Annotated in this window: 23 protein-coding genes; 13 read left to right on the forward strand and 10 right to left on the reverse strand. The window is 61.2% G+C overall.

Features of this window, described 5'->3' with window-relative positions:
• Positions 1-428 precede the first annotated feature (428 nt).
• Positions 429-1,823 carry an argininosuccinate lyase gene (gene argH / locus ACA046_RS31685; RefSeq protein WP_076013117.1) on the forward strand — a complete coding sequence of 465 codons (1,395 nt, stop codon included), beginning with the start codon at positions 429-431 and terminating at the stop codon, positions 1,821-1,823.
• A gap of 110 nt (positions 1,824-1,933) precedes the next feature.
• Here the strand turns inward: argH and ACA046_RS31690 are convergent, their stop codons facing one another.
• Positions 1,934-2,593 carry a glutathione S-transferase family protein gene (locus ACA046_RS31690; RefSeq protein ID WP_459024631.1) on the reverse strand — a complete coding sequence of 220 codons (660 nt, stop codon included), beginning with the start codon at positions 2,591-2,593 and terminating at the stop codon, positions 1,934-1,936.
• A gap of 125 nt (positions 2,594-2,718) precedes the next feature.
• Here ACA046_RS31690 and ACA046_RS31695 point away from each other — a divergent pair, with 125 nt between their 5' ends.
• The 3 genes from ACA046_RS31695 (at position 2,719) to ACA046_RS31705 (ending at position 6,409) form a co-directional block, all read left to right on the forward strand.
• Positions 2,719-3,003, forward strand: a complete 285-nt coding sequence (locus ACA046_RS31695) for a hypothetical protein (protein ID WP_076013119.1) — start codon at positions 2,719-2,721, stop codon at positions 3,001-3,003.
• Between the two features lie 148 nt (positions 3,004-3,151).
• On the forward strand, positions 3,152-3,400 hold the full coding sequence (locus ACA046_RS31700; RefSeq protein WP_438866505.1) for a TIGR02647 family protein: 249 nt from the start codon (positions 3,152-3,154) through the stop codon (positions 3,398-3,400).
• Positions 3,401-3,568: 168 nt separating this feature from the next.
• Positions 3,569-6,409, forward strand: coding sequence for a class I adenylate cyclase (locus ACA046_RS31705; RefSeq protein ID WP_497675597.1), 2,841 nt, complete (start codon positions 3,569-3,571; stop codon positions 6,407-6,409).
• Here ACA046_RS31705 and rnk read toward each other — a convergent pair.
• From rnk to cyaY, 3 genes are all read right to left on the reverse strand, one after another.
• Positions 6,406-6,816 (reverse strand): nucleoside diphosphate kinase regulator, encoded by a 411-nt coding sequence (gene rnk, locus ACA046_RS31710; RefSeq protein ID WP_017476667.1) that lies wholly within the window; start codon positions 6,814-6,816, stop codon positions 6,406-6,408. The two genes, ACA046_RS31705 and rnk, sit on opposite strands and share 4 nt — an antisense overlap.
• Before the next feature lie 131 nt (positions 6,817-6,947).
• On the reverse strand, positions 6,948-7,166 hold the full coding sequence (locus tag ACA046_RS31715) for a DUF1289 domain-containing protein (protein ID WP_010168015.1): 219 nt from the start codon (positions 7,164-7,166) through the stop codon (positions 6,948-6,950).
• 2 nt (positions 7,167-7,168) lie between these two features.
• Complete coding sequence (cyaY, locus tag ACA046_RS31720; RefSeq protein ID WP_459024636.1) at positions 7,169-7,501, reverse strand: iron donor protein CyaY; 333 nt, start codon at positions 7,499-7,501, stop codon at positions 7,169-7,171.
• A 239-nt stretch (positions 7,502-7,740) separates the two neighbouring features.
• Here cyaY and lptM point away from each other — a divergent pair, with 239 nt between their 5' ends.
• From lptM to ACA046_RS31750, 6 genes are read left to right on the forward strand one after another with little or no spacing between them, the layout of a single operon-like run.
• Positions 7,741-7,902 (forward strand): LPS translocon maturation chaperone LptM, encoded by a 162-nt coding sequence (gene lptM, locus ACA046_RS31725; RefSeq protein WP_003208801.1) that lies wholly within the window; start codon positions 7,741-7,743, stop codon positions 7,900-7,902.
• A 9-nt stretch (positions 7,903-7,911) separates the two neighbouring features.
• Positions 7,912-9,159, forward strand: a complete 1,248-nt coding sequence (gene lysA / locus ACA046_RS31730) for a diaminopimelate decarboxylase (protein WP_076013123.1) — start codon at positions 7,912-7,914, stop codon at positions 9,157-9,159.
• A gap of 4 nt (positions 9,160-9,163) precedes the next feature.
• Positions 9,164-9,994, forward strand: coding sequence for a diaminopimelate epimerase (gene dapF / locus ACA046_RS31735; RefSeq protein WP_003208798.1), 831 nt, complete (start codon positions 9,164-9,166; stop codon positions 9,992-9,994).
• Positions 9,995-10,007: 13 nt separating this feature from the next.
• Positions 10,008-10,724 carry a DUF484 family protein gene (locus tag ACA046_RS31740; protein WP_167664014.1) on the forward strand — a complete coding sequence of 239 codons (717 nt, stop codon included), beginning with the start codon at positions 10,008-10,010 and terminating at the stop codon, positions 10,722-10,724.
• A gap of 2 nt (positions 10,725-10,726) precedes the next feature.
• A complete protein-coding gene (gene xerC / locus ACA046_RS31745) occupies positions 10,727-11,626 on the forward strand; it encodes a tyrosine recombinase XerC (protein WP_459024640.1) in 900 nt (299 codons plus the stop codon).
• Complete coding sequence (locus ACA046_RS31750) at positions 11,623-12,321, forward strand: HAD family hydrolase (RefSeq protein WP_459024642.1); 699 nt, start codon at positions 11,623-11,625, stop codon at positions 12,319-12,321. Before xerC ends, ACA046_RS31750 begins: the two co-directional genes overlap by 4 nt.
• A 163-nt stretch (positions 12,322-12,484) precedes the next feature.
• Here ACA046_RS31750 and sutA read toward each other — a convergent pair whose 3' ends face one another.
• The 4 genes from sutA to glnK form a co-directional block, all read right to left on the reverse strand.
• On the reverse strand, positions 12,485-12,811 hold the full coding sequence (gene sutA, locus ACA046_RS31755; protein ID WP_064454697.1) for a dormancy-specific transcriptional regulator SutA: 327 nt from the start codon (positions 12,809-12,811) through the stop codon (positions 12,485-12,487).
• A gap of 103 nt (positions 12,812-12,914) precedes the next feature.
• Positions 12,915-13,340: a secondary thiamine-phosphate synthase enzyme YjbQ gene (locus ACA046_RS31760; RefSeq protein ID WP_017476675.1), complete on the reverse strand. Its 426-nt coding sequence runs from the start codon at positions 13,338-13,340 to the stop codon at positions 12,915-12,917.
• 209 nt (positions 13,341-13,549) lie between these two features.
• A complete protein-coding gene (locus ACA046_RS31765; RefSeq protein WP_258342798.1) occupies positions 13,550-14,887 on the reverse strand; it encodes an ammonium transporter in 1,338 nt (445 codons plus the stop codon).
• 34 nt (positions 14,888-14,921) lie between these two features.
• Entirely contained in the window at positions 14,922-15,260 is a 339-nt protein-coding gene (gene glnK / locus ACA046_RS31770; RefSeq protein ID WP_002555808.1) for a P-II family nitrogen regulator, read from the reverse strand.
• 422 nt (positions 15,261-15,682) lie between these two features.
• On the opposite strand from glnK, the gene ACA046_RS31775 reads away from it, so the two are divergent.
• Entirely contained in the window at positions 15,683-15,943 is a 261-nt protein-coding gene (locus ACA046_RS31775) for an accessory factor UbiK family protein (RefSeq protein WP_155582475.1), read from the forward strand.
• Between the two features lie 52 nt (positions 15,944-15,995).
• Here ACA046_RS31775 and cfa read toward each other — a convergent pair whose 3' ends face one another.
• Positions 15,996-17,108, reverse strand: coding sequence for a cyclopropane fatty acyl phospholipid synthase (gene cfa, locus ACA046_RS31780; protein WP_497675598.1), 1,113 nt, complete (start codon positions 17,106-17,108; stop codon positions 15,996-15,998).
• Between the two features lie 234 nt (positions 17,109-17,342).
• Here cfa and ACA046_RS31785 point away from each other — a divergent pair, with 234 nt between their 5' ends.
• A complete protein-coding gene (locus ACA046_RS31785) occupies positions 17,343-18,251 on the forward strand; it encodes a LysR family transcriptional regulator (protein ID WP_076013130.1) in 909 nt (302 codons plus the stop codon).
• A 97-nt stretch (positions 18,252-18,348) separates the two neighbouring features.
• Positions 18,349-19,845, forward strand: coding sequence for a YifB family Mg chelatase-like AAA ATPase (locus tag ACA046_RS31790; RefSeq protein ID WP_497675599.1), 1,497 nt, complete (start codon positions 18,349-18,351; stop codon positions 19,843-19,845).
• On the opposite strand, the gene ACA046_RS31795 is transcribed toward ACA046_RS31790, so the two are convergent.
• Entirely contained in the window at positions 19,832-20,416 is a 585-nt protein-coding gene (locus ACA046_RS31795; protein WP_459024705.1) for a TetR/AcrR family transcriptional regulator, read from the reverse strand. The genes ACA046_RS31790 and ACA046_RS31795 overlap by 14 nt on opposite strands.
• Between the last annotated feature and the right edge of the window lie 68 nt (positions 20,417-20,484).

Below are 20,484 nucleotides of genomic sequence, written 5' to 3' on the forward strand. Positions count from 1 at the left end.
ACCTGTTCAATCGCGCCCAAAGCCTGCTGCCTTTGGGCATCGTCGTAGGGTTTGCTGATACACAATACGAACACCCCCTCTCTAATGGTTAGCCTGGAGTTCGACCTCATCGCCCGGCATTGGTGCAGTGCACCGTCTGTCAGCGCGACGCTCTATCAGTGCAACTGTAGACGCTCGTGAAGACGATAATGCTCAATCGTCAAATATCGTTTCAATAAACACGCTTTGTTTACCAAAGACCGCAAGCTTTAAACCCCCGTTCGGTCCTGGCTCCAGTCTCGTCCTGCGCGAGTCCGGCGGCAAGGCACTTAGCCATCCTGGAAACAAATAAAAATGCCGCGCCCCCGCATCCTCGCCTCCGGGAGCAACCCTGTTATTATCGGCGCCACACTTTCATGCCCTCTTTCCAGCAGATCACGAGCGAATCCATGAGCACCGACAAGACCAACCAGTCCTGGGGCGGCCGCTTCAGTGAACCCGTCGACGCCTTCGTCGCGCGCTTCACCGCCTCCGTCACCTTCGACCAGCGCCTCTACCGCCACGACATCATGGGCTCGATCGCCCACGCCACGATGCTGGCCAAGGTCGGCGTACTGACCGACGCCGAGCGAGACAGCATCATCGACGGCCTGACCACCATCCGTGGTGAGATCGAAGCTGGCACCTTCGACTGGCGCGTCGACCTGGAAGATGTGCACATGAACATCGAAGCCCGCCTCACCGACCGCATCGGCGTGACCGGCAAGAAACTGCACACCGGTCGCAGCCGTAACGACCAGGTGGCGACCGACATCCGCCTGTGGCTGCGGGACGAGATCGACCTGATCCTGGCCGAAATCACCCGCCTGCAAAAAGGCCTGCTGGAGCAGGCAGAGCGTGAGTCCGGCACCATCATGCCCGGCTTCACCCACCTGCAAACCGCGCAGCCTGTGACCTTCGGCCACCACCTGCTGGCCTGGTTCGAAATGCTCAGCCGCGACTACGAGCGCCTGGTGGACTGCCGCAAGCGCGCCAACCGCATGCCTCTGGGCAGCGCCGCACTGGCCGGCACCACCTACCCGATCGACCGCGAATACACCGCGCAGCTCCTGGGTTTCGACGCGGTGGGTGGTAACTCCCTGGACGGCGTGTCGGACCGTGACTTCGCCATCGAATTCTGTGCCGCGGCCAGCATCGCGATGATGCACTTGTCGCGTTTCTCCGAAGAGCTGGTGCTGTGGACCAGTGCGCAATTCCAGTTCATCGACCTGCCGGACCGCTTCTGCACCGGCAGCTCGATCATGCCGCAAAAGAAAAACCCCGACGTGCCTGAGCTGGTACGCGGCAAAAGCGGCCGTGTATTCGGCGCGCTGATGGGCCTGTTGACCCTGATGAAAGGCCAGCCGCTGGCTTACAACAAGGACAACCAGGAAGACAAGGAACCGCTGTTCGACGCCGCCGACACCCTGCGCGACTCGCTGCGAGCCTTTGCCGACATGATCCCCGCGATCAAGCCCAAGCACGCCATCATGCGTGAAGCGGCCCTGCGTGGTTTCTCCACCGCCACCGACCTGGCCGACTACCTGGTGCGCCGTGGGCTGCCGTTCCGTGACTGCCACGAAATCGTCGGGCATGCCGTGAAATACGGTGTGGACACCGGCAAGGACCTGGCGGAAATGAGCCTGGAAGAGCTGCGTAAGTTCAGCGACCAGATCGAGCAGGACGTGTTTGCGGTACTGACCCTGGAAGGCTCGGTGAATGCCCGTAACCATATCGGCGGGACTGCACCGGCGCAGGTGAAGGCTGCCGTGGTTCGCGGCCAGGAATTGCTCGCCAGCCGCTAAAAGCTTCGCGAGCAAGCCCGCTCCCACATTCGACTGCATTCCAAAGGCGGAACTCGGTCAAATGTGGGAGCGGGCTTGCTCGCGAAAGCGTCATCACAAACACCCAAGATCTATTTCTTGGCAGCAATCATCGCCATAAACGCCGGCATCGCCGCTTCCTTGTCCGCCGCTACCCGCCGGGCATTCGGCAACGCCTGCAAGCGCTCCAGCAACGCCCTGGCCTTCGGCAACTCAGCCAACAGATCCAGTCCGAACAGCTTCCCGGCCACGGCACACGCCAGGTCCACGCTGTACACAAAGTACAAATCCGCAATCGTGAAACTGTCCCCCGCCACATACGGCGCGAACTTCCCGTGCCGCCCCAACGATGCGATCCCCAGCAATAACTCCGCCTTGGATTTCTCCTTGATCGCCTCCGGCACCGGCATTCCGAAAAACGCCTCGGCAAAAGACGCCCGGGCCGGCAGCTCGATGTACAGCTCGATCTCCCTGCACAACGCCAGCACCTGAGCGCGCTGGAACGCATCGCTTGGCAGCAGCGAACGGCCGCCCTGGGTCTGTTCGAGGTATTCGAGGATCACGCTGGTTTCGTTGATAAAGCCTTGCTCGACACCCAACACCGGCACCTTGCCCCGCGGGCTCACGGCCAATGCTTCAGGGGTCTGGCCTGCGTAGAACGGCACCTCTTCGAAGGGCAGCCCTTTCTCCAGCAGCGCCAGTTTGACCATGTTGTAGTAGTTGCTGACCGAAAATCCATAAAGCTTGAGCATCACAAAGCCTCCAGGCCGTGTACGGGGTTGGCAGCAGTGGTTATAGAACGGGATGCCACGCCTGACCAGCAGCATCAGCCGAGTGAATGGGGGTAGACTGGCGCCCTTTCCTTCAGGAGCCTGCCATGAGCGAGCCAACCGATATCGACAACGACGAAGAAGAGTTCGCCGAGACCACCTTGATTGAAGCGATCGAAAACCAGCTCGAAAGCGACAACCCGCCCGCCGCCAAGGCCACGTTCAACAAGCTGACCCTGGTGGGCTACGAGCGCGAAGACATCCTGCAAATGATGGCCCACGTACTCGCCATCGAAATCGACGCCCTGCTCGAAGAAGACCGCGCCTTCAATACCGAATGGTATGAAACTGCCTTGCGCGCCCTGCCAGAGCTACCGCCCGAGAAGCAATAAGCCCGACACCGCGCTGGCCAGCAAGCGCTTGCTGGCCACAATCCTGCCCCACATCAACACTGCATGAGTTCCGACTGGACAGCTCGCCAAAGTGCGTTCACCTTATGGCTGCTAACGTCTAAAAATTCCTAGAAAGTCTGGAGTCCTTATGTCGTATACCCCTGAGTTGGTTGCCGAACTGGAAATCCTTGCACTCTTCAACCTGGGCAGCTCCCAGGAAGGTCTGAAAGTTCATCAGACTGCCGCTCCTACTGCCATTGCCGCTGCCCGGCGCCTGTTTGATAAAGACCTGATCGACCAGCCAGATGGTGGCTACCTCACCAGCCTTGGCCGGGATGCTGCCGAACACGCACAAAGCCTGCTGACTATTCTGACGACCAGCAAAGAAGCCGCCTGACACCTCGTATCGCCCACGGGATCCTCTTTTCACGGATTCCGCGGGCATTTCTGCGCCTGGGATAAAATTCTGGCGCCAAAAACAAAATCCCGCTAAACCTCCTACGCTACTGGCTGTAAACTCCTACACGGCCGCCCATGTCGGGCCCTGCGAGCCACCGAGTTCGACATGACCCGCACCCACGAAATCCGCCCCGACCTGGACGAAGGCATCGACCGCAAGGTGCTGACCCAGTTGCGCGCGCGGTTTCTGGCCCTGAACGAGGGCCGCATGGCCCGGGCCGTCGAAGGGCTGACGCCACGCCAGCAAAGCGTACTGACGCTGCTGCCGCTGTTCTTTCACGTCAACCATCCGCTGCTGCCGGGCTATGTGTCGGGCAGCACGCCGGCCGGCCTGTCGAATTTTGAACCCGACGCACAAGCCTTGGCCGAGGCCCAGCGCCTGACCCGCACGTTTTCCTACAAGCCCCGACACGGCAACCCACCGCGGCCGATTCATGGCCTGTTTCTGATGGGCAGTCTCGGCACGCTGGCCCAGGCCGATCAAAGTGATATGGACGTGTGGGTCTGCCACGCTGCCGATCTCAGTGAGAACGAGCTGGCCGAGCTACGCAAAAAATGCCAGTTGCTGGAAACCTGGGCCCTGAGCATGGGCGCCGAGGCGCATTTTTTCCTGATCGAGCCCACGCGGTTTATCCAGGGCGAGCGTGACACCCAGCTCAGCTCCGAAGACTGCGGCACCAGCCAGCATTACCTGCTGCTGGACGAGTTCTACCGCACCGCCATCTGGCTGGCCGGGCGCACGCCGATCTGGTGGCTGGTGCCGGTGTATGAAGAAACCCGCTATGCAGAATTCACCCACGCGCTGATCTCCAAGCGCTTTATCCGCGCCGATGAAACCCTCGACCTGGGCCATCTGGCTCACATCCCACCGGGTGAATTTATCGGCGCCGGCCTGTGGCAGTTGTTCAAGGGCATCGAATCGCCCTACAAGTCGGTACTCAAACTCCTGCTGACCGAGGTCTACGCCAGCGAACACCCGAAGGTGCAGTGCCTGAGCTTGCGCTTCAAACGCGCGGTGTTTGCCAACCAGATGGACCTCGACGAGTTGGACCCGTACATCGTGGTCTACCGCCGCATCGAGGAATACCTCAAGGCCCGCAACGAGCCGGAGCGCCTGGAACTGGTGCGGCGCGCCCTGTACCTGAAGGTCAACCGCAAACTCACGGCCGGCCAACGCACCGACCGCTGGCAACGCTTGCTACTGGAGCGCCTGGCCCGTGAATGGGGTTGGGACCAGCGCCAACTGGCCCTGCTGGACAGCCGCAGCCAATGGAAAGTCCGCCAGGTGGCTTCCGAGCGCCGGGCGCTGGTCAACGAGCTTAACTACAGCTATCGCTTCCTGACCCAGTTTGCCCGCACCGAACAGACCGTCAGCCTGATCAACAAGCGCGACCTCAATGTGCTGGGCCGGCGCCTGTACGCCGCCTTTGAGCGCAAGGCCGGCAAGGTCGAGTTCATCAACCCCGGCATTGCGCCCGATCTTGCCGAAGACACCCTGACCCTGGTGCAGTCGCCCAACCGCAAAGAGCCGGGCCAGCATCATTGGGGCCTGTACAACGGCAGCCTGACCGCCCTGGAATGGGAGCACTTCGCGCCGATCAAGCGCAGCCGCGACCTGCTGGAAATGCTCACCTGGTGCCACCGCAACGGCGTGATCGACAGCAGCACCCGCCTGGCTTTGCACCCCGGCAGCAGCGACATGACCGAATTCGAGCTGTTCAACCTGCTGGGCAGCCTGCAACAGACCGTCGCCCTGCCCTTGGCCAGCGTCGATGAAGAACGCCTGTTGCGCTCGGCGGTGCCCGAGGAAGTGCTGCTGTTGATCAACGTCGGCGTCGACCCGCTCAAGCACCACCGCGACCTGAATATTTTGATGACCACAGAGCGCACCGACTCCCTGAGTTACGCGGGTGTGCGGGAAAACCTGGTGCTGACCCTGGACCAGGTCACCCTCAACAGCTGGAACGAGGTGATGGTCAGCCGCTACGACGGCCCCCACGCGCTGCTCGACTGCCTGCGCGACTACCTCAATCAACTGCCGGCCAATCATTTGCCGAGATTGCGCGTGCGCTGCTTCTGCCACAACCGCGCGCAATTCATTGCCCAGCGCGTGGAAGAGATCTTCGACACCGCGCAAAACCTGCTGCTCAGCCAGGAAAACCATCGCTACCTGGTGCAGGTACAACAGCACTACCACGTGATGGAGTTGACGCCCGGCCAAGCTAACCATGTGTCACTGGCGACCCAGGACGCGCTGATCGCCTACCTCAGCGAGGAACTGGCCAGCTACAGCCCGTTGCACCTGGACAGCATGGCCCTCGAAGACCACGACCTGGCGCTGTTGCTGCCGATGGGCCTGCCCGACTGCGTGCAGGTGTTCTACCGGATCAACGACGGATTCGCCGAGCTGTACGTGCTGGATGAATTCAACGCGCTCTGGCAGCAGCGCCTGCCGTTTCACGACGAACAAAGCCTGTTGGTGCCGCTGCAACGCTTCCTGCAGTCGATCATTTATCGCCGCGACGCGCTGCTGCCGCTGGACCCGCAACAGCCCCTCGGCGCGGTGCAAATTCTGTATTACCAGCTGTTGCCGTCAGGCACCGGCCGGGCACGCAGGGCCGAACCGCGCCCTGCGCCGCAAACCCCGGCCAATAAACCTTTCTACGACGTGCAGGCGATTATCGGCAAGGCAGCGCCGGGCCAGGTGGGGATCACCTTGTACTGCAATCAACGGGAGTTTTCCGAGCTGGAATTTGGCGACCAACTGTTTGCGGTGGTCGCCCAGCAAATCGTCGGGCAACGCCGAGAAGCTGAGCGCTACCGCTGCTACATCACCGATCTGGACCTGTCCGGCCTGCTCGGTGATGTTCAAAGCCCGAGCAATCTCTACCTGCGCTACAAGGCTGATCTGGAACTGGCACTCAATGAGGCGCTGAACCAGGTTTAGAGAGGAAAGGCGCCACCGTCTTTCGGCTGGCCTTCGACGCCGAGCAATTCAAGCTTGAGGGTCTTGCCACCCGGTGCTGGCCAGTCGATGTGCTGGCCGACTTGCAGGCCCAGCAATGCACTGCCCACTGGAGCCAGGATCGAGATTTTGCCTTCGTCGGCGTTCGCGTCCTTGGGGTAGACCAGGGTCAGGTGATAGTCCTTGCCACTGCCTTGTTCACGGCAATGCACGCTGGAGTTCATGGTCACGACAGTTGCAGGCACTTCATCGTGGCCAACCACTTCTTCGGCGCGGTCGAGTTCGTGTTGCAGGGCTTCAACGCCCGGCGACGCCTCGCCGACACGGTCGATCAGTTGCTCAAGACGCTGCACGTCAAGACGGGTGAGGATGATGGAAGGTGCGGTCATGATTCAGGCAGACTCCTTTTTTCTGCACAAAAAAGCAAAACCCCGCCAGGAAAAGGCGGGGTTCTCACGGACCTCGATGAGTTGAGGTGTATCCGGACACTACCACAGCACAATAAATAAACAAGACGGCCTCAGGCGCAGGCCTTGCGCTGCTCGGCCTGGGCGACGATCACGCGGCGCCGCGCATCATCGGCGGAGCGCCATTCGCGGATGTCTTCCACATGGCGGAAGCAGCCGAGGCAGACTTTGTGCTCATCCAGCCGACATAAACTGATACAAGGTGACGGCACCGCCGGGCTGACATTGCTGAACAGCGGCTTGGGCGGGCGTACGGGTGCGGGCTGCGTCACGATCAGATCTCGTCGAAGTCCAGCTCGACGCCGGCTTGTTCCTGGGTGAGGCGCGCGAGCATTTCGCTCAGCAGCTCATCGGTGGTGTCGTGGGTCCAGCGACTTTCTTCTTCATCGTAATCGAAGTGAAAACCACCGGAACGCGCTGCCAGCCAGAGCTGACGCAGGGGTTCCTGGCGGCTGAAAATCAGTTGGGTGCCATTTTCGAACTTGACGGTCAGCACACCGGCCGAGTTCTCCAGGTCCACATCCAGACCGCTGTCGTCGAAAATATCCTCCAGCGCTTGCTGGGTCGAATCCACCAGGTCGTGAAAACGGGCTTCGGTCAAACTCATTGTGGGAACCTCGAAAAGTGTCTGGTCTCGCTCAAGCGCCGCACAATACGGACGCGCCATCATGATTGCAAAGGATACCGATTTCATTACCCGCAGCCGCGTGAATTATCCCTGATTAGCGTAAGCGCAATCGCGACAAACTCGGCAAAGCCCCGCCGGACGGGTATTTCGGCGCATAGGCAATCCGGCGGGTGGTCGGTATACTCGGGCGCAATTAATGCATATTCAAGGATTTCGCCATGAAGCGCCTGATCTCTTCCCTTGCTGCGCTCGTCGCGGTCGCTTGCCTCGTTAGTGCCTGTGGTCAAAAAGGCCCGCTGTATCTGCCCGATGACAGCAAAGACCCGAATGAACAGGCGCAATCGTCGCAAACCAAAGCGCACAAGCACGACACCTACTAAGGGAACATCATGGACGCTTTTAACTACCGGGACGGCGAGCTGTTCGCGGAAGGTGTCGCGCTGTCCGCCATTGCCGAGCGCTTTGGTACCCCGACGTACGTGTACTCCCGTGCCCACATCGAAGCGCAATACCGCTCCTTTGCCGACGCGCTGGAAGGCACGCCAAGCCTGGTGTGCTACGCGGTAAAAGCCAACTCCAACCTGGGCGTACTGAATGTCCTGGCGCGCCTGGGCGCCGGTTTCGACATCGTGTCCCGTGGTGAGCTTGAGCGTGTGCTGGCGGCGGGTGGCAAGGCTGACAAGATCGTGTTCTCCGGCGTCGGCAAGAGCCGCGAAGACATGCGCCGGGCCCTGGAAGTAGGCGTGCACTGCTTCAACGTTGAATCCACCGACGAGCTGGAGCGCCTGCAAGTGGTGGCCGCCGAGATGGGCGTTCGCGCGCCGATCTCCCTGCGGGTCAACCCGGACGTAGATGCCGGCACTCATCCGTACATTTCCACCGGTCTCAAAGAGAACAAGTTCGGCATCGCCATTGCCGACGCCGAGGACGTGTACATCCGCGCCGCCCAACTGCCGAACCTGGAAGTATTGGGCGTCGACTGCCATATCGGCTCGCAACTGACCAGCCTGCCACCGTTCCTCGACGCCCTCGACCGCCTGCTGGCGTTGATCGACCGTCTCGGCGAATGCGGCATCTACCTGCACCACATCGACCTCGGTGGCGGCGTGGGCGTGCGTTATCGCGATGAAGAGCCGCCACTGGTTTGCGACTACATCAAGGCCGTGCGTGAGCGCACAGAAGGCCGCGACCTGACGCTGATGTTCGAGCCGGGCCGCTACGTCGTTGCCAATGCCGGCGTGCTGCTGACCCAGGTCGAGTACCTCAAGCACACCGAACACAAGGATTTCGCCATCGTTGACGCGGCGATGAACGACCTGATCCGCCCGGCGCTGTACCAGGCCTGGATGGACGTGACGGCCGTCAAGCCACGCGCGGGCGAAGGCCGCACCTACGACGTGGTCGGCCCGATCTGCGAGACCGGCGACTTCCTGGCCAAGGAGCGTCAGCTGGCCCTCGAAGAAGGCGACCTGCTGGCCGTGCATTCGGCCGGTGCCTACGGGTTTGTCATGAGCTCCAACTACAACACCCGCGGGCGTACCGCCGAGGTGCTGGTGGACGGTGATCAAGCGTTTGAAGTGCGTCGCCGCGAGACGGTAGCCGAGTTGTTTGCTGGCGAAAGCCTGCTGCCGGAGTAAGGCCATGTTGCTGCGTTTTACCAAGATGCACGGGCTGGGCAATGACTTCATGGTTCTCGACCTGGTCAGCCAGCACGCGCACATCCTGCCCAAGCACGCCAAGCTGTGGGGCGACCGGCACACCGGTGTCGGTTTCGACCAGTTGTTGCTGGTGGAAGCACCGAGCAACCCGGAAGTGGATTTCCGTTACCGGATCTTCAACTCCGACGGTTCCGAAGTGGAGCAGTGCGGCAACGGTGCCCGCTGCTTCGCCCGTTTTGTGCTGGACAAGCGCCTGACCGCCAAGCGGCAGATTCGCGTCGAGACCAAAAGCGGCATCATCGAGCTGGATATTCGCAGCGACGGCCAGATCGGCGTCAATATGGGCGCCCCACGGCTGGTGCCGGCGGACATTCCGTTCCAGGCCACCGAACAAGCGCTGAGCTACGCCGTGGACGTGGACGGCAAGACCGTCAACCTGGCTGCCGTATCCATGGGCAACCCCCATGCCGTGCTGCGGGTCGATGACATCAACAGCGCACCGGTTCACGAACTGGGGCCGAAGATCGAAAACCACCCGCGCTTTCCGGCGCGGGTTAACGTGGGTTTCCTGCAGGTCATCGACCGTTCCCGTGCGCTCTTGCGCGTCTGGGAACGCGGTGCCGGCGAAACCCAGGCTTGCGGTACCGGCGCCTGCGCCGCTGCCGTAGCCGCGATCAGCCAAGGGTGGATGGATTCGCCGCTGCTGATCGACCTGCCCGGCGGACGTCTGTCCATCGAATGGGCAGGCCCCGGCCAACCGGTGAAAATGACCGGCCCGGCCACCCGCGTCTACGAAGGACAGGTCCGTCTATGAGTGAGCAAATCTAATGACTGATAAGCCTCAAGTACCCGCGCAAGCATCCCCAAGCGAAAGTCTGGAGGCCGCAGCCGTTGCGGCGTATCTGGAGGCTAATCCGGACTTCTTCGTCGAACACGAAGAGCTGCTGCCAGCCCTGCGTATTCCCCACCAGCGCGGCGATACCGTGTCGCTGGTGGAGCGGCAGATGAAGATCCTGCGCGAGCGCAATATCGAGATGCGTCATCGGCTCTCGCAGCTGATGGACGTAGCCCGCGACAACGACCGCCTGTTCGACAAGACCCGCCGCCTGGTCCTGACCCTGATGGACGCCGCCAGCCTGGAAGAAGCGGTGATTGCCGTCGAAGACAGCCTGCGCCAGGACTTCCAGGTGCCTTTTGTCAGCCTGATCCTGTTCAGCGACAACCCGATGCCGGTAGGGCGTTGGGTAAGCGGCAGCGATGCCCAGACTGCCATTGGCGGCTTGCTGTCCGAAGGCAAGACCATCAGCGGCACCCTGCGTGAGCATGAGCTGGACTTCCTGTTTGGTGCCGAGCAGCGCCAGCAGATCGGCTCCACGGCGGTGGTTGCCCTGAGTCATCAAGGGCTGCATGGAGTGCTGGCCATCGCCAGCCGCGATCCGCAGCACTACAAAAGCTCGGTGGGCACGCTGTTCCTGAGCTACATCGCCGAAGTGCTGGGCCGCGTCCTGCCGCGCTTCACCACCGCCTTGCGCGCGGTGCGCTAGCCATGGAACGACAACTGGACGCCTACTGCGCTCACCTGCGCAGCGAGCGCCAGGTGTCACCGCATACCCTGGAAGCCTACCGGCGGGACTTGAACAAGGTCCTGGCGTTCTGCGAGAAACAAAACATCAGCAGCTGGAAGGCCCTGGATATCCAGGGTCTGCGCAGCCTGATCGCCCGCCTGCACCAGCAAGGCCAATCCTCCCGCAGCCTGGCGCGCCTGCTGTCGGCGGTGCGCGGCCTCTATCACTACCTGAACCGCGAAGGCCTGTGCGACCACGACCCGGCCAACGGCCTGGCGCCGCCCAAGGGTGAACGTCGCCTGCCCAAGACCCTCGATACCGACCGAGCCCTGCAATTGCTAGACGGCGCGGTGGAAGATGACTTCCTGGCCCATCGCGACCAGGCGATCCTCGAACTGTTCTACTCTTCGGGCCTGCGCCTGTCGGAACTGACCGGGCTTAACCTCGATCAGTTGGACCTGGCAGATGGCCTGGTGCAAGTGCTCGGCAAAGGCAGCAAGACTCGCGTATTGCCGGTGGGCAAAAAGGCCCGCGAAGCCTTGCTGCTGTGGCTGCCCCTGCGTGCGCTGGCCAACCCGGCGGATGACGCGGTGTTTATCAGCCAGCAAGGCCGGCGCCTTGGGCCCCGGGCCATTCAGGTACGGGTCAAGGCCGCCGGCGAGCGCGAGCTGGGGCAAAACCTGCACCCGCACATGCTTCGGCACTCCTTTGCCAGCCACCTGCTGGAGTCGTCCCAGGACCTGCGCGCGGTGCAGGAACTGCTTGGGCACTCCGACATCAAGACCACCCAGATCTACACCCACCTGGACTTCCAGCACCTGGCAACGGTGTACGACAGCGCCCATCCACGGGCCAAACGCATTAAGGGCAGTGACTCATGAGCATCAAGCTGATCACCTTCGACCTGGACGATACGCTCTGGGATAACGTGCCGGTCATCGTCAGCGCCGAGGCGTCAATGCGCGAGTGGTTGGCGACCCATGCCACCAAGGTGGGCGACTTGCCCCTGGAGAAGTTTGCCAGCCTGCGCCAACAGGTGCTGGAGCGGCATCCTGAGCTGAAATACCGCATCAGCGTGCTGCGTCACAAGGTGCTGCAATATGCTTTCGAGGAGGCTGGATATCCGCTGCCGGAAGCAGCGCAGATGGCGGATGTGTGCTTTGAAGCGTTCATCCACGCCCGGCACCAGCTCACGGTATTCCCCGAGGCCGAGCCGATGCTCCACGCGCTACGCCAGCACTATCTGCTGGGGGTGATTACCAACGGCAATGCCGATGTTCAGCGTGTGGGGCTGGCGGATTACTTTCACTTTGCCCTGAGGGCCGAAGACATTGGTATCGCCAAGCCGGATGCGCGGTTGTTTCAGGAAGCCTTGCAGCGCGGTGGCGTAGAGCCGGGCGCGGCGGTGCATGTGGGTGATCATCCGGGGGATGACATTGCCGGTGCGCAGCAGGCGGGGCTGCGGGCGGTGTGGTTCAACCCGGCGGGCAAGGCCTGGGAAGCAGAAAAACGCCCGGATGCCGAGATTCGCAGCCTGACCGAGTTGCCACCGTTGCTGGCCAGCTGGAATGCATAACCTGTAGGAGCGAGCTTGCTCGCGAAGAACGTCAACGATAACGCGGGCATCCTGAATAAACGCGGTGCCCTTGCGCTTTTCGCGAGCAAGCTCGCTCCTACAGTAGCGCCCATGAAAAAGCCCGCAGCGACGGCGGGCTTTTTCAGCAAGCGAACAGCTGACCTTAGATAGGCCGGCTGCCGTACTTGTTATCAGGCTTCTTCGGCGGATCTGCCACCACGTTAGCCTCGACTTCCTGCACTTTGCCGCCTTTAGCGAGGAATTCTTCCATCGCACGGGCCAGCGCATCGCGCTCTTTGTTCTTGGCTTCTACGCTCGGCAGTTCGTCGACCGACACCGCAGCCTTGGCCTTGCCCTTGGCTGCCGGGGCCGGTGCATCGTCGCCACCGTCGTCGTCAGCCACGTCTTCGGCAGCCGCCTCAAGACCTTCTTCGGTTTCGTCGTCGTCGCCTACTTCGAGGTCGTCGTTTTCCAGATCATCGTCGCTCATGTTCTACCTCATGACTTGCGAAAAGCAGATTAGTTATAGCCCAGCTTCGCCACCTGTCGACGGCCGCCGGGAAAAAATCAACATCCACCGGATCACCAGTGGCTTATGCCCCATCACCGTGCAAGGTGGCGAGGACTTTACGAGCACCGCCATGATCACGGTGCTCGCCCAGATAAACACCTTGCCAGGTCCCCATCGCCAAGCGGCCGGCCCTTACCGGCAAACTCAACTGACAGCCCAGCAGACTGGCCTTGAAGTGCGCAGGCAGGTCATCCGGACCTTCGTCGTTGTGTTCATATCCCGCCATGCCTTGCGGCACCAGCGCATTGAAAAAACGCTCGAAGTCACGGCGAACCGCCGGGTCGGCATTCTCGTTGACCGTCAACGAGGCCGAGGTGTGCTGCAGCCACAAATGCAACAGTCCCACCCGACAGGCCTTCAATTCAGGCAGGCCGGCGAGCAACTCGTCCGTCACCAGATGAAAGCCCCGGGGCTTGGCCCGCAGGGTTATCAGGGTCTGTTGCCACATACAGTTCTCCGCACATCGGCGCGCATTCTAGCGCGCTCAGGAAAAAAACAAAGTGCCGAATACGCCTACATGCCTGTAAGACATTCGCACACTGAAAAGTGCGGTGTGGATCCCATCACAAAGTCGCCAAAAAACCCATACACCTTTAGCCACAGACAAACCCCAGGCAAAAAAATGCCCGGCAAGCCGGGCATCTTTTTTTCGCGTACTTACAAGTTGTAGCCGCGCTCGTTGTGTTGCGCCAGGTCGAGGCCAACCGCCTCTTCTTCTTCGGTCACCCGCAGGCCCATCACCACATCCAGCACCTTGAGGATGATGAAGGTCACGATAGCGGTGTAGATGACGGTGAAGCCGACACCCTTGGCCTGAATCCAGACCTGCGCCGCCACGTCAGTCACAGTGCCGAAGCCGCCCAGTGCAGGGGCTGCGAACACACCCGTGAGGATCGCACCCACGATACCGCCGATACCATGAACGCCGAACGCGTCCAGGGAGTCGTCGTAGCCCAGCTTGCGCTTGAGGCTGGTGGCGCAGAAGAAGCAGATCACACCGGCAACCAGGCCGATCACCAGGGCGCCCATCGGGCCCACGGTGCCAGCGGCTGGAGTGATTGCCACCAGGCCAGCGACCACACCCGAGGCGATGCCCAGAGCGCTTGGCTTACCGTGAGTGACCCACTCGGCGAACATCCAGCCCAGCGCAGCAGCCGCGGTAGCGATCTGGGTCACCAGCATCGCCATACCGGCAGTGCCGTTGGCCGCAGCAGCGGAGCCAGCGTTGAAGCCGAACCAGCCAACCCACAGCATGGCCGCGCCCACCAGGGTGTAACCGAGGTTGTGAGGTGCCATTGGGGTAGTCGGGAAGCCTTTACGCTTGCCGAGCACGATGCACGCCACCAGGCCAGCCACACCGGCGTTGATGTGCACCACGGTGCCGCCTGCGAAATCCAGCACGCCCCAGTCGCCCAGCAACGAACCCGGACCGCCCCACACCATGTGGGCAATCGGTGCGTAGACCAGGGTGAACCAGACGCCCATGAAGATCAGCATCGCAGAGAACTTCATGCGCTCGGCGAACGCACCGACGATCAGCGCCGGGGTGATGATCGCGAAGGTCATCTGGAAGGTCACAAACACGGCTTCAGGGAACAACGCCGCCGGGCCGGTGATGCTGGCCGGGGTCACACCCGAGAGGAACAGTTTGGACAAACCACCCACAAACGAGTTGAAGTTGACGACGCCTGCTTCCATCCCGGTGGTGTCGAACGCCATGCTGTAGCCGTAGACGAACCACAGGATGGTGATCAAGCCGGTGATGGCGAAGCACTGCATCATCACGGAAAGAATGTTTTTGGAGCGAACCATGCCGCCGTAGAACAGCGCCAGGCCTGGAATGGTCATGAACAGCACCAACGCAGTGGATGTGAGCATCCAAGCGGTGTCGCCGGAATTGAGGACTGGAGCAGCCACTTCGTCTGCCGCCATGGCCAGGCTTGGCATTACGATGGACAACAGGGCTCCGAGCCCTGCGAATTTACGCAGAGTCATATTGTTTTCTCCTGGGGCGTTGGGGTTTGGCGGCTTAGATTGCGTCGGTATCGGTTTCGCCGGTACGGATGCGAATAGCCTGTTCCAGATTGACCACGAAGATCTTGCCGTCACCGATCTTGCCGGTGTTGGCAGCCTTGGTTATCGCCTCGATAACCCGGTCAAGATCCTTGTCGTCAATGGCGACATCAATCTTCACCTTTGGCAGGAAATCGACCACGTATTCCGCGCCGCGATACAGCTCGGTGTGACCCTTCTGCCGACCGAAGCCTTTGACCTCAGTAACGGTAATGCCCTGCACGCCGATCTCGGACAGTGACTCGCGTACATCGTCCAACTTGAACGGCTTGATGATGGCAGTGACTAGCTTCATGAAAACTCTCTCCCGAATTGGTGGACTTGCCCCAGGAAAACAAACCCGTCTCAAGTCTAAGCGCAGTGCCTGGCTTTGTAACGCTTCGTCGCCTTGGCATTTGCCATTGCGACGCTCGCTAACCACTGGTGACGAAACATGTACCGCTGGTCCGTCGGCGCACTGCATCGTCACAGCGACTGCATCAGTGCATGGGTCATGAACGTCTAAGCAGAAAGCTTGCCAGCTCCGTAAAAATCACTGAAATCAGTCCTTTGTTCGCTTGCGGCCACCCACCGGGCGCCGTTGCCGCGAAGATGCGCACGAAAACGGTGCGCGACCGCCCGGCCCCATGCGCGAAAAGCGTGCGCCTGTGGTGGCGAAAAAGACTATAGACGCTGCGTGATACACTGCCGGCCAACAGATTTTCCGGACTATTTCCCATGCTCGCGCCCAAAGACCTCCTCGACGCCCTGAGCGGCCACGCCTCCCGCCTGTTCAGCGGCGACACGCCGCTGCCGCGCAATGAAATTGAAAGCCAGTTCAAGGCGCTGCTGCAAAGCGGTTTCAGCAAGCTGGACCTGGTAAGCCGGGAAGAGTTTGATAGCCAGATGGTGGTGTTGGCGCGCACTCGGGCGCGGTTGGAAAGCCTTGAGGCCAAGGTGGCGGAACTGGAAGCGCGATTGACGCCGACCGCCGAATAAACCGGCCCAACCGGGGCAGGTTTCGCCTGTCCCCGTTAAACCGTTGTAACCCTCAGCTCACCCGCTGATACCCGCCGACAACCCCCTTCTTCGACAATACCCACTGCCATAACTGGATATCCCGCGCGCGAAACGCCCCTGCACACGACAGCAGGTAATAGCGCCACATCCGGTAGAAACGCCGGCCGAAGGTTTCGGCGAAATCCGGCCAAGCCAGTTCGAAGTTTTCGCACCAGGCCATCAGCGTCTTGTCGTAGTCGGCGCCAAAGTTGTGCAGATCCTCGGCAACAAACAACCCGTCCATGGCGTCGCCAATCTGCCCGATCGAGGGCAAATCCCCGTTGGGAAAGATGTATTTGTCGATCCACGGATCCGGCGTGCTGTTGCGCTGGTTCTTGCCGATGGTGTGCAACAGGAACAGCCCGTCGTCCTTCAGGCAGCGGTTGGCCACCTCCATATACGCCCGATGGTTCTTGCGCCCCACATGCTCAAACATGCCGACGCTGGCGATATGGTCGAATTGCTCGTCGATATCCCGATAGTCCTGCAGACGAAACTCGATCGGCAGATGTGAGTACTTGGCGCGGCCCCACTCCGCCTGCTCTTTGGAAATGGTCACGCCAACGCACTCGACACCATAGTGCTCGGCAGCATGGCTCATGAAACTGCCCCAGCCACAGCCGATATCCAGCACGCGCATGCCCGGCTTGAGTCCGAGTTTTTTACAGATCAGATCCAGCTTGGCGAACTGCGCTTGTTCAAGAGTGGTGGCGTCTTTCCAGTAGCCACAGGTGTAAGTCATGCGCGAGTCGAGCATGCGCGCGTAGAAGTCATTGCCAAGGTCGTAGTGCGCCTCGCCGACTTGCCAGGCGCGTTTCTTGTTTTGCAGGTTCAGCCACCGGGAGCTGAACGCGTGAAACAACAAGGTGGCCGGGTTGGCCTGGTCGATCACCCCGGAACGCATAAGCCGGTAGAAAAACTCATCCAGCGCCTCTGCGTCCCAACCGCCATCCATGTAATCCTCGCCAAGGCCAAGGTTGCCTTTGGCCAGGGCCAGGTCGAACGTGCCACCGTGGTACAGCTGCATATCCGCAGCCGACGGCCCGTTGACCTCGATCTGCGCCTGCGCCAGCAACTCCTTAACGAAGCGCGCTCCCTGAGACATCTCATCAGAACCGGAAAAAGAATGACGCGTTTTGTTAAGCACAATTGCTCTCCAGAAATAGCGTTGCCTTTGATTCATACACTGCGAGAAATCTGGCCATGGAAGCGTCTGGAAAGGCCCTTACGGCATCACCGGGAACGCTGGCTGGGAACAGATGTAACAAATCTTATCCAGCCATTTTTTAAAGATATAATGAATTAATCTTATGAAAACCATGCGAAATTGGAATGCAAGATGGACATCAGGGCGCTTCGTTATTTCGTAGAAGTCGTGGACCAGCAGAGTTTCACCAAAGCCGCAGTGAAGCTGCACCTGACCCAGCCAACGGTCAGCAAAATGGTGCAGCAACTGGAGGCGAGCCTTGGGCTGAAGCTGCTGGACCGTATGGGAAAACGCTTCACCCTGACGGACGCCGGGGAAATTGTGCTCAAGCGCGCCAGGGAAATGATCGCGCTGCACGATGAGATGAACGTGGAGTTGCAAGACCTCCAGCAGGTCGAGCGCGGCGCCCTGCGCATGGGGCTTTCGCCTTCCACCCACCTCGCATTGGCGCCGATCTTTGCGGCGTATCACGCCCGTTATCCGAAGATCGAACTGAAACTGTTCGAAAGCGGCGGCAACATCACCATCCAGGACCTGCGCCAAGGCACCCTGGAGTTCGGCACCATCCTCGACTCGCCGCGCGTGGCGGACATCTGGTCCGAATTTGAATCCATGCCCTTGTTCGAATCGCCACTGTGCCTGCTCGCACCCCATGATTCGCCCTGGCAGGGACGCAGCTCGGTGGAGCTGAGCGAACTGCAAGCCTGCGAATTCATCTTTTACGATGACACCTTCACCCTGAACCAATTCGTACTCGATGCCTGCGCCCTGGCCGGTTTTGAGCCGCGTATCAGTGGCCGCAGCAGCCAATGGGACTTTATCGCCTCCCTGGTGCGCCTGGGCGTGGGCATCACCCTGCTGCCCCGGGCGTTCTGCGACACCCTTGACGCCAGCCAATTCAGCATCGCGGAAATACAATCGCCGGCCCTGAACTGGCGGCTGATGCTGGCGTGGCGTAGGCAGTGCAAGCTGTCGTTTGCGGCGCAGGCGTGGTTGACGTTGGCGAAGGAGTTCTTGTGTGTGCCACCGCCCAGCCAGTAGCCCGATACGTTCTGTAAAACCTCGCCGCTGCGTTGCACCAGCGCTGAACTACCCTTGAAAAACCGCAGGAAGCAGCCACTCATTTCAAGGAACGAGCATGTCCCTCGCCATCGTCCACAGTCGCGCCCAGATTGGCGTTGAAGCCCCCGCCGTCACCGTCGAGGTGCACATGGCCAACGGCTTGCCCTCGCTGACGCTGGTAGGCCTGCCGGAGACCGCCGTCAAGGAAAGCAAAGACCGCGTGCGCAGCGCCATTCTCAACTCTGCGCTGCAATACCCGTCCCGCCGCATTACCCTCAACCTCGCGCCCGCCGACCTGCCCAAGGACGGCGGGCGTTTTGATTTGGCGATTGCCTTGGGGATTCTTGCCGCCAGTGTACAGGTGCCGACGCTGACCCTCGACAACGTGGAATGCCTGGGCGAGCTCGCGCTGTCCGGCGAGGTGCGGGCGGTGAAAGGTGTGTTGCCGGCAGCCCTGGCGGCGCGCAAGGCCGGGCGCACCTTGATCGTGCCGCGGGCCAATGCGGAAGAGGCGTGCCTGGCCTCGGGATTGAAGGTGATTGCGGTGGATCATCTGCTGCAAGTGGTGGCGCACCTGAACGGTCACGTGCCGATCGAGCCCTTCGTTTCCAGCGGCCTGATGTACTTGAACAAGCCCTACCCGGACTTGAGTGAAGTGCAGGGCCAGCTCGCAGCAAAACGTGCGCTGCTGATTGCCGCCGCGGGCGCCCACAACCTGTTGCTCAGCGGGCCACCGGGCACCGGCAAAACCTTGCTGGCCAGCCGTCTGCCGGGGTTGTTGCCGCCCTTGAGTGAGCAGGAAGCGCTGGAGGTGGCGGCGATTCAGTCGGTGGTCAGCCTGGCGCCGCTGAGCCATTGGCCGCACCGGCCGTTTCGCCAGCCGCATCATTCGGCATCCGGTCCGGCGCTGGTGGGCGGTGGCTCGAAACCGCAGCCAGGGGAAATTACTCTGGCCCATCACGGTGTGTTGTTTCTCGACGAGCTGCCGGAGTTTGATCGCAAGGTACTAGAGGTGCTGCGGGAGCCGCTGGAATCCGGGCATATCGTGATTGCCCGCGCCCGCGACCGGGTGAGTTTCCCGGCGCGCTTTCAGTTGGTGGCGGCCATGAATCCATGCCCTTGCGGCTATGTGGGCGAGCCGAGCGGGCGCTGTCGCTGCACGCCGGAGCAGATCCAGCGCTATCGCAACAAGCTCTCGGGTCCGCTGTTGGACCGGATCGACCTGCACGTAACCGTCGCCCGGGAAAGCACTGCGCTGAATCCCGGCAAACAGTCAGGTGACGATACCGCCAGCGCTTCCATGCTCGTCGCCGAGGCCCGGGAACGCCAACAACGGCGCCAGGGCTGCGCCAATGCCTTTCTGGACCTGCCCGGGCTACGCCAGCACTGCAAGCTGGCGAAGGCCGATGAAGGCTGGCTGGAGAGCGCGTGCGAACGACTGACACTGTCATTGCGGGCAGCCCATCGCTTGCTCAAGGTTGCCCGGACCCTAGCCGACCTGGAACAGGTGGAGGCCATCGCTCGCCATCATCTGGCGGAAGCCTTGCAGTACCGGCCGGCTAGCGCTTCTTAGGCAACGCTAGGAGCAGCCCTGCCACTTCCATCACCTCATCCATTACCGCTTCAGCGGATTCAACGGAGGGTTTGAGCATCAAGTCATCGGCATAGCCCATGGCGACGGCGAACAGCTGCCGCGCCGCGCGTTTGGGCGACTCACAGCGGAACACCTGGGCCGCCACACCTTGCTCGATGATCTCGGCGAGCATGGCCTGCCATTGGGCGTTGATCACCAGGTAAGCCTGGGCCAGTGGCTCGTCATGCATGGCTTCGTCCCAGGCATCCAGCCACAGCGCCCAGCCGGCGTCTGCCGTGGAGGGCAAGCAGTCACGCAGGAACCCTTCGAGCGCTTGCAGCGGCGGCAGACCTTCCAACGGCACCCGCACCTCGTCCAGTTGCTCGTTGGCAAACCGCACAAAGGCTTCGCGGCGCAAGTCTTTCCAGTCGCTGAAGTAGTGATAGACATGGCTGCGGGACAGCCCGGCATGCTCCGCCAGATCGCGGGTGGAGACATCGGCGAAGCCTTTGCTGCGAAACAGCTCCAGGGCGGCGGCGATAATCTGGTCTTTACGGTCGATACGCGACATGAGGCTTTTCCTTCAGGCACCGGCAGATCGACGGCGCTTGCTTTTTGAGCGGTCGCTCAAGGATACTT

The organism is Pseudomonas sp. LBUM1641 (assembly GCF_059716235.1).

What these genes read in the sequence shown, in the direction of transcription:
- ACA046_RS31765 (WP_258342798.1), bottom strand. Translation starts at nt 14,887, where the DNA reads ATGACTCTGCGTAAATTCGCAGGGCTCGGAGCCCTGTTGTCCATCGTA.
- ACA046_RS31695 (WP_076013119.1), top strand. Translation starts at nt 2,719, where the DNA reads ATGAGCGAGCCAACCGATATCGACAACGACGAAGAAGAGTTCGCCGAG.
- cfa (WP_497675598.1), bottom strand. Translation starts at nt 17,108, where the DNA reads ATGTCTCAGGGAGCGCGCTTCGTTAAGGAGTTGCTGGCGCAGGCGCAG.
- argH (WP_076013117.1), top strand. Translation starts at nt 429, where the DNA reads ATGAGCACCGACAAGACCAACCAGTCCTGGGGCGGCCGCTTCAGTGAA.
- ACA046_RS31740 (WP_167664014.1), top strand. Translation starts at nt 10,008, where the DNA reads ATGACTGATAAGCCTCAAGTACCCGCGCAAGCATCCCCAAGCGAAAGT.
- lysA (WP_076013123.1), top strand. Translation starts at nt 7,912, where the DNA reads ATGGACGCTTTTAACTACCGGGACGGCGAGCTGTTCGCGGAAGGTGTC.
- ACA046_RS31750 (WP_459024642.1), top strand. Translation starts at nt 11,623, where the DNA reads ATGAGCATCAAGCTGATCACCTTCGACCTGGACGATACGCTCTGGGAT.
- ACA046_RS31760 (WP_017476675.1), bottom strand. Translation starts at nt 13,340, where the DNA reads ATGTGGCAACAGACCCTGATAACCCTGCGGGCCAAGCCCCGGGGCTTT.
- ACA046_RS31700 (WP_438866505.1), top strand. Translation starts at nt 3,152, where the DNA reads ATGTCGTATACCCCTGAGTTGGTTGCCGAACTGGAAATCCTTGCACTC.
- ACA046_RS31785 (WP_076013130.1), top strand. Translation starts at nt 17,343, where the DNA reads ATGGACATCAGGGCGCTTCGTTATTTCGTAGAAGTCGTGGACCAGCAG.
- ACA046_RS31795 (WP_459024705.1), bottom strand. Translation starts at nt 20,416, where the DNA reads ATGTCGCGTATCGACCGTAAAGACCAGATTATCGCCGCCGCCCTGGAG.
- dapF (WP_003208798.1), top strand. Translation starts at nt 9,164, where the DNA reads ATGTTGCTGCGTTTTACCAAGATGCACGGGCTGGGCAATGACTTCATG.
- ACA046_RS31790 (WP_497675599.1), top strand. Translation starts at nt 18,349, where the DNA reads ATGTCCCTCGCCATCGTCCACAGTCGCGCCCAGATTGGCGTTGAAGCC.
- rnk (WP_017476667.1), bottom strand. Translation starts at nt 6,816, where the DNA reads ATGACCGCACCTTCCATCATCCTCACCCGTCTTGACGTGCAGCGTCTT.
- glnK (WP_002555808.1), bottom strand. Translation starts at nt 15,260, where the DNA reads ATGAAGCTAGTCACTGCCATCATCAAGCCGTTCAAGTTGGACGATGTA.
- ACA046_RS31690 (WP_459024631.1), bottom strand. Translation starts at nt 2,593, where the DNA reads ATGCTCAAGCTTTATGGATTTTCGGTCAGCAACTACTACAACATGGTC.
- ACA046_RS31775 (WP_155582475.1), top strand. Translation starts at nt 15,683, where the DNA reads ATGCTCGCGCCCAAAGACCTCCTCGACGCCCTGAGCGGCCACGCCTCC.
- ACA046_RS31705 (WP_497675597.1), top strand. Translation starts at nt 3,569, where the DNA reads ATGACCCGCACCCACGAAATCCGCCCCGACCTGGACGAAGGCATCGAC.
- xerC (WP_459024640.1), top strand. Translation starts at nt 10,727, where the DNA reads ATGGAACGACAACTGGACGCCTACTGCGCTCACCTGCGCAGCGAGCGC.
- lptM (WP_003208801.1), top strand. Translation starts at nt 7,741, where the DNA reads ATGAAGCGCCTGATCTCTTCCCTTGCTGCGCTCGTCGCGGTCGCTTGC.
- cyaY (WP_459024636.1), bottom strand. Translation starts at nt 7,501, where the DNA reads ATGAGTTTGACCGAAGCCCGTTTTCACGACCTGGTGGATTCGACCCAG.
- sutA (WP_064454697.1), bottom strand. Translation starts at nt 12,811, where the DNA reads ATGAGCGACGATGATCTGGAAAACGACGACCTCGAAGTAGGCGACGAC.